The 14,732-nt window shown below is 34.1% G+C and carries 17 protein-coding genes; 10 read left to right on the top strand and 7 right to left on the bottom strand.

The features are described 5' to 3' along the window. The first annotated feature begins 73 nt into the window (after positions 1-73). The 4 genes from ACQV18_RS03610 (at position 74) to ACQV18_RS03625 (ending at position 3,707) form a co-directional block, all read left to right on the top strand. A complete protein-coding gene (locus tag ACQV18_RS03610; protein WP_258435605.1) occupies positions 74-277 on the top strand; it encodes a cold-shock protein in 204 nt (67 codons plus the stop codon). A gap of 198 nt (positions 278-475) precedes the next feature. Continuing rightward, positions 476-1,960: an N-acetylglucosamine-specific PTS transporter subunit IIBC gene (gene nagE, locus ACQV18_RS03615; protein WP_428872824.1), complete on the top strand. Its 1,485-nt coding sequence runs from the start codon at positions 476-478 to the stop codon at positions 1,958-1,960. Positions 1,961-2,095: 135 nt separating this feature from the next. Next, positions 2,096-3,031, top strand: a complete 936-nt coding sequence (locus ACQV18_RS03620; protein WP_428872826.1) for an AEC family transporter — start codon at positions 2,096-2,098, stop codon at positions 3,029-3,031. 10 nt (positions 3,032-3,041) lie between these two features. Next, positions 3,042-3,707: a YggS family pyridoxal phosphate-dependent enzyme gene (locus ACQV18_RS03625; protein ID WP_428872827.1), complete on the top strand. Its 666-nt coding sequence runs from the start codon at positions 3,042-3,044 to the stop codon at positions 3,705-3,707. A gap of 65 nt (positions 3,708-3,772) precedes the next feature. Here the strand turns inward: ACQV18_RS03625 and lepB are convergent, their stop codons facing one another. The 3 genes from lepB to ACQV18_RS03640 all read right to left on the bottom strand — a co-directional run bounded on the left by lepB (position 3,773) and on the right by ACQV18_RS03640 (position 7,940). After that, entirely contained in the window at positions 3,773-4,279 is a 507-nt protein-coding gene (lepB, locus tag ACQV18_RS03630) for a signal peptidase I (RefSeq protein ID WP_428872828.1), read from the bottom strand. A 354-nt stretch (positions 4,280-4,633) separates the two neighbouring features. After that, positions 4,634-6,919, bottom strand: a complete 2,286-nt coding sequence (locus ACQV18_RS03635; protein WP_428872830.1) for a glycogen/starch/alpha-glucan phosphorylase — start codon at positions 6,917-6,919, stop codon at positions 4,634-4,636. A gap of 187 nt (positions 6,920-7,106) precedes the next feature. Continuing rightward, entirely contained in the window at positions 7,107-7,940 is an 834-nt protein-coding gene (locus ACQV18_RS03640; protein WP_428875749.1) for a DUF368 domain-containing protein, read from the bottom strand. A gap of 140 nt (positions 7,941-8,080) precedes the next feature. Between ACQV18_RS03640 and ACQV18_RS03645 the strand changes: the two genes are divergently transcribed. From ACQV18_RS03645 to gloA, 4 genes are read left to right on the top strand one after another with little or no spacing between them, the layout of a single operon-like run. After that, on the top strand, positions 8,081-8,332 hold the full coding sequence (locus ACQV18_RS03645) for a hypothetical protein (RefSeq protein ID WP_428872832.1): 252 nt from the start codon (positions 8,081-8,083) through the stop codon (positions 8,330-8,332). Further along, complete coding sequence (locus ACQV18_RS03650; RefSeq protein ID WP_428874634.1) at positions 8,319-9,599, top strand: hypothetical protein; 1,281 nt, start codon at positions 8,319-8,321, stop codon at positions 9,597-9,599. Before ACQV18_RS03645 ends, ACQV18_RS03650 begins: the two co-directional genes overlap by 14 nt. A gap of 36 nt (positions 9,600-9,635) precedes the next feature. Next, positions 9,636-10,043: a cytidine deaminase gene (gene cdd, locus ACQV18_RS03655; protein WP_428872834.1), complete on the top strand. Its 408-nt coding sequence runs from the start codon at positions 9,636-9,638 to the stop codon at positions 10,041-10,043. A 20-nt stretch (positions 10,044-10,063) separates the two neighbouring features. Then, complete coding sequence (gene gloA / locus ACQV18_RS03660; protein WP_428872835.1) at positions 10,064-10,453, top strand: lactoylglutathione lyase; 390 nt, start codon at positions 10,064-10,066, stop codon at positions 10,451-10,453. A gap of 61 nt (positions 10,454-10,514) precedes the next feature. Here gloA and ACQV18_RS03665 read toward each other — a convergent pair whose 3' ends face one another. From ACQV18_RS03665 to ACQV18_RS03675, 3 genes are all read right to left on the bottom strand, one after another. Next, positions 10,515-11,594: a tyrosine-type recombinase/integrase gene (locus ACQV18_RS03665; protein WP_428892589.1), complete on the bottom strand. Its 1,080-nt coding sequence runs from the start codon at positions 11,592-11,594 to the stop codon at positions 10,515-10,517. Positions 11,595-12,006: 412 nt separating this feature from the next. Further along, positions 12,007-12,630: a DUF5067 domain-containing protein gene (locus tag ACQV18_RS03670; protein ID WP_428892590.1), complete on the bottom strand. Its 624-nt coding sequence runs from the start codon at positions 12,628-12,630 to the stop codon at positions 12,007-12,009. A gap of 94 nt (positions 12,631-12,724) precedes the next feature. Next, entirely contained in the window at positions 12,725-13,363 is a 639-nt protein-coding gene (locus ACQV18_RS03675) for a S24 family peptidase (RefSeq protein ID WP_428892591.1), read from the bottom strand. 138 nt (positions 13,364-13,501) lie between these two features. Between ACQV18_RS03675 and ACQV18_RS03680 the strand changes: the two genes are divergently transcribed. Continuing rightward, positions 13,502-13,759 carry a helix-turn-helix domain-containing protein gene (locus tag ACQV18_RS03680; RefSeq protein WP_428892592.1) on the top strand — a complete coding sequence of 86 codons (258 nt, stop codon included), beginning with the start codon at positions 13,502-13,504 and terminating at the stop codon, positions 13,757-13,759. Between the two features lie 14 nt (positions 13,760-13,773). Then, positions 13,774-13,962 carry a helix-turn-helix transcriptional regulator gene (locus ACQV18_RS03685; RefSeq protein ID WP_428872840.1) on the top strand — a complete coding sequence of 63 codons (189 nt, stop codon included), beginning with the start codon at positions 13,774-13,776 and terminating at the stop codon, positions 13,960-13,962. A gap of 501 nt (positions 13,963-14,463) precedes the next feature. Here the strand turns inward: ACQV18_RS03685 and ACQV18_RS03690 are convergent. Further along, complete coding sequence (locus ACQV18_RS03690; protein ID WP_428892593.1) at positions 14,464-14,646, bottom strand: hypothetical protein; 183 nt, start codon at positions 14,644-14,646, stop codon at positions 14,464-14,466. Positions 14,647-14,732 lie beyond the last annotated feature (86 nt).

Here is a 14,732-nt window from a genome sequence, read left to right on the forward strand (position 1 = left end):
ATAATTAATCCTTTTCTTTATCTTATGTAACATCTGCAAAAAAATCGCGCTCAGCGCAAGGAGGATTTCATTTATGAATAATGGAACAGTAAAATGGTTTAACTCAGAAAAAGGTTTTGGCTTTATTGAACAAGAAAATGGTGAAGATGTATTCGTGCATTTCTCAGCTATTAATAACGAAGGCTTCAAGACTTTAGAAGAGGGCCAAAAAGTAACTTTTGATGTTGAATCAGGAGAACGTGGCTTACAAGCTAGTAATGTGTCAGTTGTAGCATAATCTTAAATATAAACATTCAAACGACAAACTTTTAGTTTGTCGTTTCTTTTTTTTGCTAGATTTTAGAAGAGATCGTTAAAAAAATTAGCCCAACACCTCCTTTTAGTGTGAACACTAAAATGTAAATTTACATTTATGATTGTAAACGCTTCGAAATTGAGGTATATTATATATGATAAATAAAAAGGAGTGAAAAATATGTATCCATATTTACAAAGACTGGGACGTTCATTAATGTTACCAGTTGCGGTACTACCTGTTGCTGCCTTAATGCTAGGGATCGGCTATGCAATTGACTCTCAAGGTGGGAACCAGTTCAGTGCTTTATTGATGACTGCTGGAGATACCATTCTCAGTAACTTAGGCATTCTATTTGCTTTGGGTGTTGCTTTAGGTATGTCTAACGATCGAGATGGGTCAAGTGCCTTATCAGGTTTAGTCGCATTTTTAATGGTTACTACATTACTGAAACCGGATAAATTAACAGATATTGTCAATATTCCTTTAGAAGAATTATCCTATTCTTTTGAAAAAATAGATAATGCTTTTATCGGAATTATATCCGGTCTTACCGCTTCATCACTTTATAATAAATTCTCAAAAACTAGATTACCTGATGCATTTGCTTTCTTCTCTGGGCGTCGAATGGTTCCCATTTTGACTTCAATTGCTATGATTTTTGTTTCAGGATTATTATATTTTATCTGGCCACCTGTTTATGAAGGGCTAGTAGGCTTTGGAGAATGGATTTCAGGGATGGGCTGGTTCGGAGCAGCCTTATATGGTTTCTTCAACCGTCTACTAATTCCTACCGGTTTACACCATGCTTTAAATGCTGTTTTCTGGTTCGATTTAATAGGTATTAATGATATCGGTAATTTCTGGGCATCTGTAGGTGAAAAGGGTGTTACAGGAATGTATCAAGCTGGCTTCTTCCCGGTTATGATGTTTGGTTTACCAGCTGCTGGTTTAGCGATCTATCGTAAGGCTGATCCTCGCTACCGTAAAGAAGTAGGGTCCTTATACTTAGCAGGCGCAGTCACAGCTTTTGTTACAGGTGTTACTGAACCCATTGAATTTTCGTTTATGTTTATAGCCCCAGTTCTTTATTTTGCTCATGCTATTTTATCAATGCTATCTTTAGGATTTGCTGCCTTTATGCAATGGACAGCTGGTTTTGGCTTTTCTGCCGGAGCAATCGACTTTATTTTATCTTCACAAATTCCAATAGCGAACAAGCCCTTTATGTTAATATTACAAGGCTTAGTTTTCGCCGGTCTATATTATTTGGTCTTCTCTTTCTTAATTGAAAAATTGGATATTGCTTCACCAGGAAGAAAAGGTCCTTTGTCTTTAGACTTTGATGCTGGAAGTGGGCGAAAAGGTTCATTACCTGAAAAGGATTCTAAAGAATTAAAGGATTCAAAAGCCGAAAAAGAATACCAACAAGCTCGCCGCATTCTTGAAGCTTTAGGTGGTAAAGACAATATTGAAAACTTTACCAATTGCGCGACACGACTTCGCTTGAATGTTAAAGACACCTCAGTAATTGACCAAGAAAAAATAAAATCTTCTGGCGCTGCGGGTGTTAAGATCATGGGAGAAAATGCAGCCCACGTAATTATTGGAACGAATGTTCAATTTGTGGCAGATGCTTTACATGATGTTATGGACGAAGAATAATAAGTTAGATATAAATCGAGTAGGAGGCTAGCCATTAGTTGACTAGCCTCCTACTTGATTGGTGGTAACTTCCTTCAGGGGATAAGTTGAGTTATAATAATATCTAGTAAAATGTTATGAAAGATTGAGGGAGATATGGATTTAGCACTCATCATTTTTAAGCAATTAATTATACTGATTTCCATAGCGGTGATTGGGTTTAGTTTAGTTAAAAAAGAACTTCTGACGCAAACGACCATTAGTCAATTGAATACGGTAATTGTTAAATATTTGACCCCTTTGATAATTATCGAAGCTTTTTTTAAGCCGATTCAGCAAGACCTTATGACTCAGTTTTTCTTAGCAATGATTATTTATATTATTTTTCTGTTAATGAGGATCTACGTAGGGCATTGGTATTTTGGGAAAAATGAGGATGGGGTATCCAAGTTTGCAACAGTCTTTGGTAATGTTGGTTTTATTGGTATTCCTCTGACCTTAGCAGTTTTCGAACCTTCCTATGTCATGATTACCACAGGCTTATTTCTAGTTACAAATTTCTTTTCTTGGACACTTGGTTTAAAAATGATTAGAGCCAAAGAAAAAGAACCAAAAATAACATTCTCTGCTCGTCCAATTCTGTTTGCTTTTCTGATAGGAGTAGTCATTCAAGTTTTTAAGATCTCTGTTCCATCGGTTGTATCCGAAGGGATTCATCAATTAAATCAGGTTTATTCCCCGATTGCTATGATTATTCTAGGTGCTTATTTTGAAGACATCGCTACTTTATCTGACTATCTTGATTGGAAATTGTGGAAAATAGCTAGCATAAAGCTTATTATTTGGCCTTTAATTAATTTGATTATGCTATTGTTCATCCCTGGTTTAACCTTTGAAAGTTTTTTTATTTTAGTAATGATACTAGCTGGACCTTCTGCTATGATGACAGCTCTTTTAAGTCAAATTGTAGGTGGTGATTATTTAAGTGGAGCAAAAATTGTTTTACTGACAACAATGTGTTCACTTGTTACCATTCCTTTAATACTCAATTTAGCTACATGGCTTTTTGAAAACTATTATCTATTTTCTTAGGAGGAATCACGTGGATAAAAAATTATTAGCAACCAATTTAGCAAGTGTACTCGAAGACATTTCGACCTATCCGACTCATATGGTGGCGATTACTAAATTTGTGGATGCTGAAACGACGAGAGAGTTATATAATTTAGGCGTTCGAGATATGGGCGAAAATCGCTCGGATAAATTCTTAGCAAAACTAGAAGCTTTGAATGATATTGCATCAGAAATTACTTGGCACTTTGTTGGTCACCTCCAATCTCGTCAAGTGAAATTGATTATTAATCAGATCGATTATTTACATTCACTGGATCGATTATCATTAGCCAAAGAAATTCAAAAAAGAGCAGATCGGACAGTAAAATGCTTTCTACAAGTCAATGTTTCAGGTGAAGAGACGAAAGGCGGATTTGATCCGGATCGTGTCATAGAGGCGGTAGAAGCCATTAAAGACTATAACAAAATTGAAATAGTCGGTTTAATGACGATGGCGCCGATTGATGCCAGCGAAACGGAACTTCATCATTATTTTGCCGAATTAAAAGAATTACAAGTATTAATACTTAGCAAGAATTATCCATGGGCTCCTTGTGGAGAGCTAAGTATGGGGATGTCACGGGACTATCGCATCGCCTTAGAAGAAGGAGCGACTTACATTCGAGTGGGCAGTGCCTTGTATGATCAAAAATAGATATTTTTAAAGAGGAGTTTAAACGATCGTTTAAACTCCTCTTTATTATAATTATTATATTTCGGTTAGAAGGTAGTTAGTTTGTCAAAAGGAAAGAGGATTATTTTAATTTCTGAAAGTAGATTTTTTTCAGGTATTAAACCGATTTTTCTTGAATCTACCGAACTTTTACGATTATCGCCTAAGCAATATAAGTAACCTTCTGGGATCGAATCAACTTTAAGATCCTGTGTTACTTGGTCTGTTAAATAGGGCTCATCAATTTTTTCACCATTGATGTAAAGTATATTATCAATATATTCAATGGTATCTCCCGGAAGGCCAATAACTCTCTTAATATATTTTTTCTTTTTTTCCGGAACGTTAAATACTACTATATCAAAACGGTCAATCTTAGTAATTTGACTTCCTATAACGATATCGTTTTGTTCAAAGGTATTCATCATAGAAGCTCCTTCAACTTTATAAACACTGAAGATAAAAAGTCTTAGCATCATTAGGACGATAAAGAGTGAAATAAACCACTTATTATCTCTTACTAAAGACTGGATTGTATTCATTTCAATTCTCATTATATGTCTCCTTACATTCCATAAATCACGAAAACATTTTTTAATAATTATGCAAATAGAACTAAGTTATGAATAAAAAATTTTATAAGAAAAAGATTTAAATAAAGGTAATAGCTTTTCTCCTATTCTTTCTTCATAGCATATTTTGAAACTAATTGTAAAAAATATCCATTCTCTAAAGTTCTTTCTGATTTAGTAGGTGTTACATTGAGTAGAATGATATTATCGAGTGTCTTTACCTAATTGAATTATCAAAAGATCAGCGCTAAGAAAGATTTATTTAAATAGTCTTATTCAATTAATTAGATAGGAGAGCTACCGTTTAATAATAGATAAAACACCCTCTCTTTTTATTTATTCATCACCATAAGAGACCGGCAAATGCCAAATGGCATCATTATAGTCTCCAATGGTCCGATCACTTGAGAAGAAGCCAGAATTTGCAATATTAACAACTGATTTTTGATACCAAGTGTCAATATCCTCATAGTCTCTTAGCATCTGTTCCTTAGTTGCAATATAGTCTTCTAAATCAATCAAAGTCATAAAATAATCCTTATGAATTAACTCCTGATGCAGACGGTTTAAACGCTCTTCGTTACCAAAATACAACATACCATGGGAAACAATGAAGTCTACTAGAGGTTTGATCGTTTCTCTTTGATAATATTCATTGGATGAATAACCATTACTTTTATAGAGTTGAATAATTTCCTGACTTTCTTTTCCAAAAATATAGATATTATCTTGGCCAACTTTTTCAAAAATTTCAACATTAGCACCATCTAAGGTACCAATCGTTAGGGCACCGTTTGCCATAAATTTCATATTTCCTGTACCCGAAGCTTCTTTTGAAGCCAAGGAAATTTGTTCAGAAATGTCGGCTGCCGGAATAAGATAGGAAGCATTGGTAACATTATAATTTTCAACCATTATTACTTGTAAGTGTGGAGCAACCACCTTATCTAAACTAATCAATTGTGACAAAGTTAAGATAAGATGAATAATATCTTGTGCAATTGTATAGGCGGGTGCAGCTTTTCCTCCAAAAATAACGGTAATAGGTGTTTCAGGAATATTCCCCTTTTTAATATCTAAATATTTATGAATTACCCATAAAGCATTCATCTGTTGTCGTTTATATTCGTGGAATCGTTTGATTTGAATATCAATAATTGAGTGTTCATTAATTGTAATCTTCATTCGGTCTTGCAATCTTTTCTTCAACCGCATCTTGTTATTGTGTTTGATGGCTCTTAGTTTACTTAATGTGCGCTCATCGTCTTTAAAATCTATAAATTGTGAAAGATCAGCATTTCTATGCCAAAGCGTTCCGATTTTAAGGTCTAGATATTCTGAAAGTTCCTTGTTAGCGTCCATTACCCAACGGCGGAAGGTGATGCCATTGGTCATATTGTGGAACTTGTCAGGATAGATCTCATAAAAAGGTTTTAAAGCCGTTGTTTTTAAGATTTCAGTATGTAATTCTGCGACACCGTTGACAGAAAAACCAAAGTGAATGGCTAAATGAGCCATGTGGACATAATTTGAATTATCAATAATCCAAACTTCAGCCTGATCGGGATAGTGTTTTCTAATCACTTGGTCGAGCCGTTGAATAATATTGGCGATTTCTGGCATGATTAATTGAATATCATTGAAAGGCCAAGTTTCTAAGGCTTCGGCTAAAATAGTATGATTTGTAAAAGCAGTAATCTTAGTCACAATTTGATAGGCTTCTTCAAAGTCAATGCCTTCCTTCATTAAAAGGCGCACTAATTCAGGAATTATAAAGCTTGGATGGGTATCATTGATTTGAATAACGGCATAATCAGCTAAATCATGTAAATTGCTACCTTTTTCTTTAGCTTCATGTAGAACAAGTTGCGCTCCATTTGAAACCATAAAATATTGTTGATAAATCCGTAGCAATCTTCCTTCATGGTCTGAATCATCAGGATAGAGGAAGAGTGTAAGGTTTTCTTTAATATTTGTCTTATCAAAATCAATTGAGTCTTCAGAAACAATAGACTCATTGACAGTGTCTAAATCAAATAGACGCAAGCGATTACGATGAGTTTGTTTATAACCTAAAACATCTAAGTCATACAGAGTTGATTTTAGAGTGAAAGAAGCATAGGGGACTTCGAAAGTCAGGTGAGATTTTTTAATCCAGTCTTGACCAGTTAACCATGCATCTGGCACGGTGTGTTGTTGATTATCAAAAAACTCTTGTTTGAATAAACCAAAATGATAATTCAAGCCAATTCCATCACCATTAATCCCCATCTTGGTAATAGAATCGACGAAACAAGCAGCGAGTCTACCGAGGCCGCCGTTTCCTAAGGAAGGTTCTCTTTCAGCATGTTCTATGTCCATTAAGTTCTTTCCGTTAGCGATTAATTCGTTATTAATTTGATTGTAAATACCTAAATTAATTAAATTGTTACTCAATACTTTTCCAATTAAGAATTCTGCAGAAAAGTAATAGAGTTTTCGCTTTTGGTCTTGATCTCGGTAGGGTAATCGGCGAGATTCATCTTTTACCACTTCCATTAATACGGTATATAGTTCTTTATTATCACAATCATAAACTTTTTTTTGAAAGAGGTCTTGAGTATAACGCTCTAGTAAAGTCATAAGTTTCTCCTTTATAGCGATTTATTGAAAAGAATCGTTTTATAACAAAATTCAAATATCCTTTTGTCTTCTTCATTATAAGTGAAAGGGCAATGACCTGCAATTTAATCTACTACTGAATGGGACGAAAAAAGTCCCTATCCATCGATTAAAGCTGATGAATAGGGTGGAGTGTGAATATTTATAATTAATTAATTTTTTTATACTTCTCTTCTAAGCGTGCCATCCACCAACCTAAAGCACTTCCTAATAAGAGCATGAGGCCGCAAATTGCATAGCCAGTAAGTTGAAAACTTGTGTATTCGGTTGGAATGATCATAAAGGTAGATGCCAGAACAACACCGAAAATAAAGTGGAAGAACTTTGCATAGTAGCGGTCAAAAATTCTCTCAATTAGTTTAGACAAGAGCAGTATTGTTAATAGACCACCAACTCCAATTGGAATAATTACAGTCAGGTCTAAACTTTTGAACCCATCAGACATTAGCTTGTACATGCCCATGTAAAGAATAAAATTTGAAGGGCTCAATCCCGGAATCAGAACTCCTAATGCAATCAAAGCACCTGCGATCATCCAAGTAAAGAAGTTTGCTGAAACCTGTCCGCCAAACCATGATTGTCCAAATATAAGCAAACATAAGGCCGCAATAAAAGAAAGAACCATTACGATCAAATCTGACTGATTGCGTCCTTCTTGACTAGCTTCTTTCCACAGTGAAGGAATCATACCCACTATGCATCCTACAAAAAACCACATGACATAAGTTTCATAATTTTCGAGAACATGGCTAACCCCGAAGGATAGGATGACTATGCCAAACAGGGCACCTAAACCGACAGGTATGAAGAAAATGATGTTTTCAACGAAGTCTTTGGTGATATTAGCTAGAAAACGGATAATTCGTTCATATAAACCAAAAATTGCCGCTAAAGCACCACCAGAGACTCCGGGTAAAATAAAGCCTGATCCAATGAACATGCCTTTGACAAAACGCCAAATCCAATCAATTGTTTTTTTCATAAATTGCCCTCCATAGTTCAATACTTTTTCAGTTTAGCCCTTCTTGGTAAAATTTTCAATGAAAGTTACCATGATGCTTGAGTAGGTCTTTTGAGGAATCTATTGTATAATAATATTAGTATGATATAGGAGGAAAAGTTATGAACATAGTTTATTTTTCTGATAAATGTCCGAATACGGAGGCTTTTATTAGCCGCTTAGATCAAATGGAAGTGAGCTACGAAGCAGTCAATATAACTGATTCAATGAAGAATTTAAAAGAGTTTCTTAAATTAAGAGATAGTCGTAATGAATTCGATGAAGTTAAAAAAAATGGCAATGTGGGTATTCCTGTTTTATATTCTGAGGATCGGTTAATCTATGATTTGGATACAATTAATGAAAAAAAGTAAACAAGTCTTCAAGAGAATAGTTATAAGTATTACCTTCATTATTTTCAGCCTCTTTTTAAGACTGCCGACTAGCCACGCCCAAACGGAGTCTGATTTTTATGACATGTCTATTGAGATAGTAAATGACTTAACAACTGAAGTTAGTGATCAAGAAGATCAACAGTTACGAACCTTAAAAGATTCCTTAACAGAGTTTGATGTGGAGTATAAAGTAGAACAATTGGCTAAGAAATATGATCTAGAACCTAAAAGAACGACCCTCGATTTAGAAGAAAATTACCGTATGGAGTCCTTCCTTTTAAGAGAAGATGCCCCATATGGTATGGAATTAATTGCTATCTATCAAGTCGATCAGTTAGTCTATCTAGCCAGTCAATATTATGGGGCCCTCGAATTTATTGAAGAACAAAATCAATCCATTGAAATAGCTCGTGCTGTTGCCAAAGATTTTCAAATAATGGCCAGTCTGCAAGGGAATATTATGGAAGATGACGGCCTGTTAGTAGAAGTATCGTCTAAAGACAAGCAAGATGACTATCGTTTAGCTTATTTTAGAGAGCAAGCGGTTTTATCAGACTATCTGATCAATGAATTTTTAAAAAGCCAAAAGATTGAGGGCATCAATTCTCAACTAACCCTTGAATTAGCAGAAAAGAAAGAAATTCCTGATCCAACAGATGAAAAGTCAGAGGATTTAGAAGACGATAAGCGTCCTCTAGAAGAGAAATTAAAGGGCATGATACCCGCTTCCTTAGCTGAGTCTGAAATAGTTGCATTTGATGACTATCAAGATAATATTATAAGTCTTGAAGATCAAATTAAGCTTTATCAATCAAGAATCCAGACAGAGATTACGGCTGATAATTTTTCTCGAGAATCTATTATCGAGCAATTAGGACAAGCAAGTAAGAGTAAAAAGCAAGATAACTTAGAGTCGGACGAATATTACTTTCTTTCTAAAAATAATTTAGTCTATCTTAACTTTATTTATAGTGAAGAACAATTGTTGCAAGCTAATTTCCATTATTTCGATGAAAATTGTTTTAAAGAAGGTAAAGATTTCCAGTCTCTGCTAACAGATTATGAAAACAATGGTTCTATCACAGTAGCAGAAATTGAAGAAGACCTCGGTTCAGCTGATAGTGCGGCATATTATATGATGACTGGCTTTTCTTATTATTCATGGGTGAGCTTTTCGGATAATATCCGCCAATTAATTGCAAGTATACAACAAGATCAAATTATTAATCTTCAAATTGATGAATAAAATCACTAATTATCACACACAGGAAGAAGGATCAAAGTGGATCAAACAACAATTAATTCTTTGATGGAACAAGCTCGTGAAGCAGTAAAAAGAGCCTATTGCCCATACTCAAATTTTCCCGTTGGAGCAGCATTGTTAACTAAGGACGGCAAAGTTTATACAGGTGTTAATATTGAAAATGTGTCCTTTGGTGCTACTAATTGTGCAGAGCGCTCAGCAATCTTTACGGCTGTATCCGAAGGATACCGTCCAGGTTTTATTGAGGCAATTGCAGTAGCAGGGGATACGGAAGACTTTTTAATGCCTTGCTCAATTTGCCGTCAAGTATTGGTAGAAATGGCAGAGCCTGACACTCCTGTCTATTTAACACGTAAGGACCAATCCATCTATCAAACAACAGTCAGTGAACTTGTACCAATGGCTTTCCAAAGCCTAGATATGTAAAAAATACAGGAGGAATTATAATGACACAAAAATTGTTACATACTTGCTATCGAATTAAAGATAGAAAAGCGAGCTTGACTTTCTATACGGAAGTTTTTGATTTTAAAGTGATGCGTGATCGTCGCTTTCCAGAACATCAGTTCGATTTGCTTTATTTACAAGTTCCTGGATCAGATTTTGAATTAGAATTAACCTATAACTATGACTCGGAAGGCTATACTATCGGAGATGGATTCTCTCACATGGCTATTGGAGTGGATAATCTTCAAGCGCAACATCAAAAATGTAAGGAAGCTGGTTACGAAACAACAGAGCTCAAAGGACTTCCAGGTCAAAAAGCTTCTTACTTCTTTGTATCTGACCCTGATGGCTATCGACTGGAAGTGATGGATAATAAACAATTAGCTTAATACCAATGTTTGATTAAAGTTAAATGGATATAAATAATCAAAAGGGGCAAAAAAGGGGCAATTAGAAAAGTTTGTTAAGCTTGTTTTTAGCCTCTTTTGTCATTTTTTCAGAAACGTGTGTATACACTTTTAAAGTCGTTTTAGGGTTTGAGTGCCCCACTCTTTCCATTATATATTTGATCGGAAAACCTTGTTCAGCAAGCAAAGAGATATGTGTGTGTCTAAAAACATGAGAAGATAGTTTAGGATCTATTGTTTTTAAAAGATGCTGCAAGTAAGTATAGGTTATAGGTCCATTATGTTTGCTTGCAAAAATATAAGTTGCTTCATCACCAAAATTGATATGATTGTATTGAATTCTTTTTTTAAATATTTCATCTATTCTGTCTGTGCTATCTATTACTCGATTAGAACTGTTATTTTTAGTTTTTACAACTTTGTTAGTCATTCTTTCAATCGACTTGTTTATGTGAATTTTTCCATCTTTATAATCATCTTCTGTCAACGCTCTTAATTCGCCTATTCGCATACCTGTTAAAATTTGAACCTCAACAACATCTGCATAGAGATCACTTATGTTTTCTCTTAATCGTTTAATCAAATCAGGAATATCTTTGCTATCTATAAAAGGAGTGCGTTTGGAAGTATCTTCTTTTATAAAGATATCGCTAAAGCCATTGATCAACGGAATTTCATATTGATTTCTAGCATATTTTAAAGCAGATCCAATCATTGCTTTAATACTTATCGCCGTCAGAGCAGACAAATTTTTATCGTATTGAACACGATCTATTATCGTTTGAATGTCCTTAACAGACATTTTATCAACCATATAATTATATTCTGGATAATTTTTTATATGACGTTTATAAAAACCATAATTTTTTATATAAGTTGAGTGCGCCCAATGTTTCTTTTTAAAATCAATGTATTCTTTAATTAATTTACCAAACCTAATTTTTTCTGGGGTTGGTATTTGATTTCTAGCTATTTTATCATTTAATAATTTCGTAGCTTGTTTCTTTGCTTGAGCAGATTTACTGGTTAAAGTAACAGAGACTTTTTTATTTTTTCCAGTTTTTTCATCAAGGTATCGCTCACAAAATTTATACTTTCCGTTGGGTAAATCTTCAACCCACATGGTTAATTCTCCTTTCATTTGGTATAATAGGGTACAGAAAAGACACCCTTTAAACAGGGGCTTTTCGTATTTATCAAACGTGCACCGTGAACCTGGGGAGGGGAACGGTGTATTTTTATAATTAAATTACAGTAAATATCGTTAAAATAATGCTCAATTTTATCTAGACACCTTCTAAAAAAACTAGACACCTCATAAATTTTAAACTAGACACCTAGACGCGAAATAGACACTTCATAGACACCTCTTGTCCTTATTGCGATAGGGTTTCGGGGTATCCTGTCTATAGTGTCTATATTTTTTATTATACAGTATGATATATAGTAATAGCATATATATGAGGGGTATATACCATGCTATAGAGCATATATAGTGTTGGTAGACAAAACTAGACACCAATAAATAATTAAAATTATTTTGGATCGTAGGTAAATCCTTGCGGATTGCCTGTCAATTTAGAAGAGTTCAAAATGAACTGAACTTGGGCGGAAGGCTCGAACAAGACATATCCAATCGAAGCTTTAACTGTTTTATTAGGAAGGACATCTTTATCTCCAATCGCTACACTTTCTTGGTCCTTGGCATTTGCTAATTGACCGTTGGCACCTAAAAGGACTTCCACCGTAGCTCCTGATTGCTGCTGAGCTGTAAAGTCTCCGACAAATGCCATCCAAGGGCTAACAGGATTTTTAGTTTTATTAGTAAACTCCATATCAATTACTAGTACCTTTTTATCAGGAAACATTGCATTATCAACTACATACATTTCTCTTATATTGTATAAAGCATTTGGTGTTTCATAGAGCTGTTTGTTATAACCAAGGTCTTTTAGTTCTTCGTTGATTTCACTGACTCTTTCATTTAAAGGTTCTAGTTTCTTCATCATTTCTTCTTGCAGTTTATTAGCTTCCATATTGATTTCTTGAAGTTCTGTTAATAATTCATCAATTCTCTCTTGATCAGGATTTTCCTCTGCATAGACTGGAGCGCCGCTTAGTAAAAAGCTACAAGTTATTGTTAATAGTATTTTTTTCATTTTGATCTCCTCCTAAAATTGATATAATTTTCTTAAGATATATGACCCTCAGGGTAGCCACTCAACAAGTCATCAGCTTGCGAGTGGTGTTTTTTTATTTAATAACTTTCCCTAAAATTGTAAAATCATCTTTATCAGTAAGAACAATATCTTCGTATTTGTCGTTGAGTGATTGTAATCTGATATCTCCATTTTTCTTAAATTTCTTCATAGTGACACCACCGTTTAAAACGAATATACCTATTTCTCCGTTTTCTAAAGAAGGTTGCTTTTTGTAAGTAACAATATCTCCGTCATGATAAAGATCTTCCATTGAGTCTCCGTTTACCAATAATCTTACTGTTAGACTGTCGCTTATGATTGGAGCAACCTGTTCTCCTATTAGTGGATCACCGGCTGCCGTTTGACCATAATATTCTAATTCTGATTTTTGTTCTTGCAATTGTTGTTCAGCAAAAGAATAAACTTTATTTTGCCTTGGCTCGTTTAGTTGGTTGTATAAATAGGTAATATCATTTGATATATTTCCACCGAATAAAATAGTTTCAACATCAGTCTCAAAGATTTCAGCCAGTTTTTCAACTTCTTCTATCTTTGGGTATCTTTCACCCGAAATCCATCTTGAAACTGAGGATTTAGTTTTACCCATTTTTTCGCCCAATTCTTCCATTGTCATTGCTTTTTGTTTTCTATAATAGTCAACCATTTGACCAAATATGATTTTGCTTTTCATTTTACACCTCCCAACATCTACATTATATACACAAAATATTTTAAAGTAAACAAAAAGTTGACAAAAATACAATTTAAAAGTTGACAAAAATACAACTTTTTTGTATTATGTATTTAAGGTCAAGAAAGGAGGAAAAAAATGGAACAAAAAACATATGAACCTTTAGATAGTTTAATTGAAAGGAAAGGCCTTAAATATAAGTTTGTTGCTGATGAATTAGGCATATCTCAACAACGATTGTACGGAATGAGATTAAATCCTAAATCAATAAGTGTTGAGCAGATGGAAAAAATGGCAAACGTTTTAAGTGTTTCTTTTATGGATATTTATAAAATCCAAAAAAAATTTAGAGAAGAAGTTGACAAAAATGCAACGAACAAGCCACAACCATCCTAGAAAGGAGAAAGAGATTGAATGAATTAAAAAAACTACGTAATGAAGAAAAAATAACTCAACATGAGTTAGCTAAAAAATTAGGAATTAGTTACTCACTTTACGTAAAAATTGAAAACAGATTTATGAATCCAAGCTATAAAGTTATGGCGAAGTTAAAGAAGTTTTACGGGGGTAAGTTAGATTTGAATAAATTTTTTAATTAAAAAAACGTTCTCTATCTAGTACATAAAGAACGTTACGGAAATTATTCTGCTCAAGTTGGTACTAGCAACCAACAACACTTCGACAGTATCGCCCCTATCGCTGCAGTTGAAATAGTAGTGGTTAATGATCTAAAGAGTTCTACGCTTTTTTAGTCGGCTACCACCCGACGATTGCTCTCTAACCTAGTTAACGTCTCTTGTTTGACGATGCTGGCAATCAGACCAGAAATATAACCCTATCTATTGAGACACAGCACCCGTCAAAAATTCTGATAATAATATTGTCATCATCATCAGCTCCTTTGCCTTACCTAGGATTTGGGTAAAAGGTAAGCAAAGAAATAATAACATATATTTCACAAATAGTGAATGTTCTTATTGGATTAGAAAGGAGGATTTAGATGAAGAATATATTAAAAATTCTCTCCCTACTTTTTATTGGGATTGTAGTAGGAAGAGAGAGTTACAAGCAAGAAGTAAATGCAAAATTTAATCCAAATATTATTTAGCTTCTGGTTTCTTCACAGAAGACACTACTTTATGAAAATAGCTATACATATTACCAACGAATTGACTATCAATGTGACGAGCATTGTCTTTAACATCAACTCGTCTATTGAAATGTTCAACCATTGTTTTAGTTAATTCTAAAGCTATTTCTTTGTCATTTAAATGTTCAGACATACTTTCACCTCCTTATAGGAGAGTATATCACGAAAGGAGCATGTAAATGAACGAACTATCATTATCAAACGATTTAAAAACAATCG

Origin of the sequence: Facklamia sp. P9177, from assembly GCF_050409585.1 — a bacterium.
GTDB lineage: Bacteria > Bacillota > Bacilli > Lactobacillales > Aerococcaceae > Facklamia.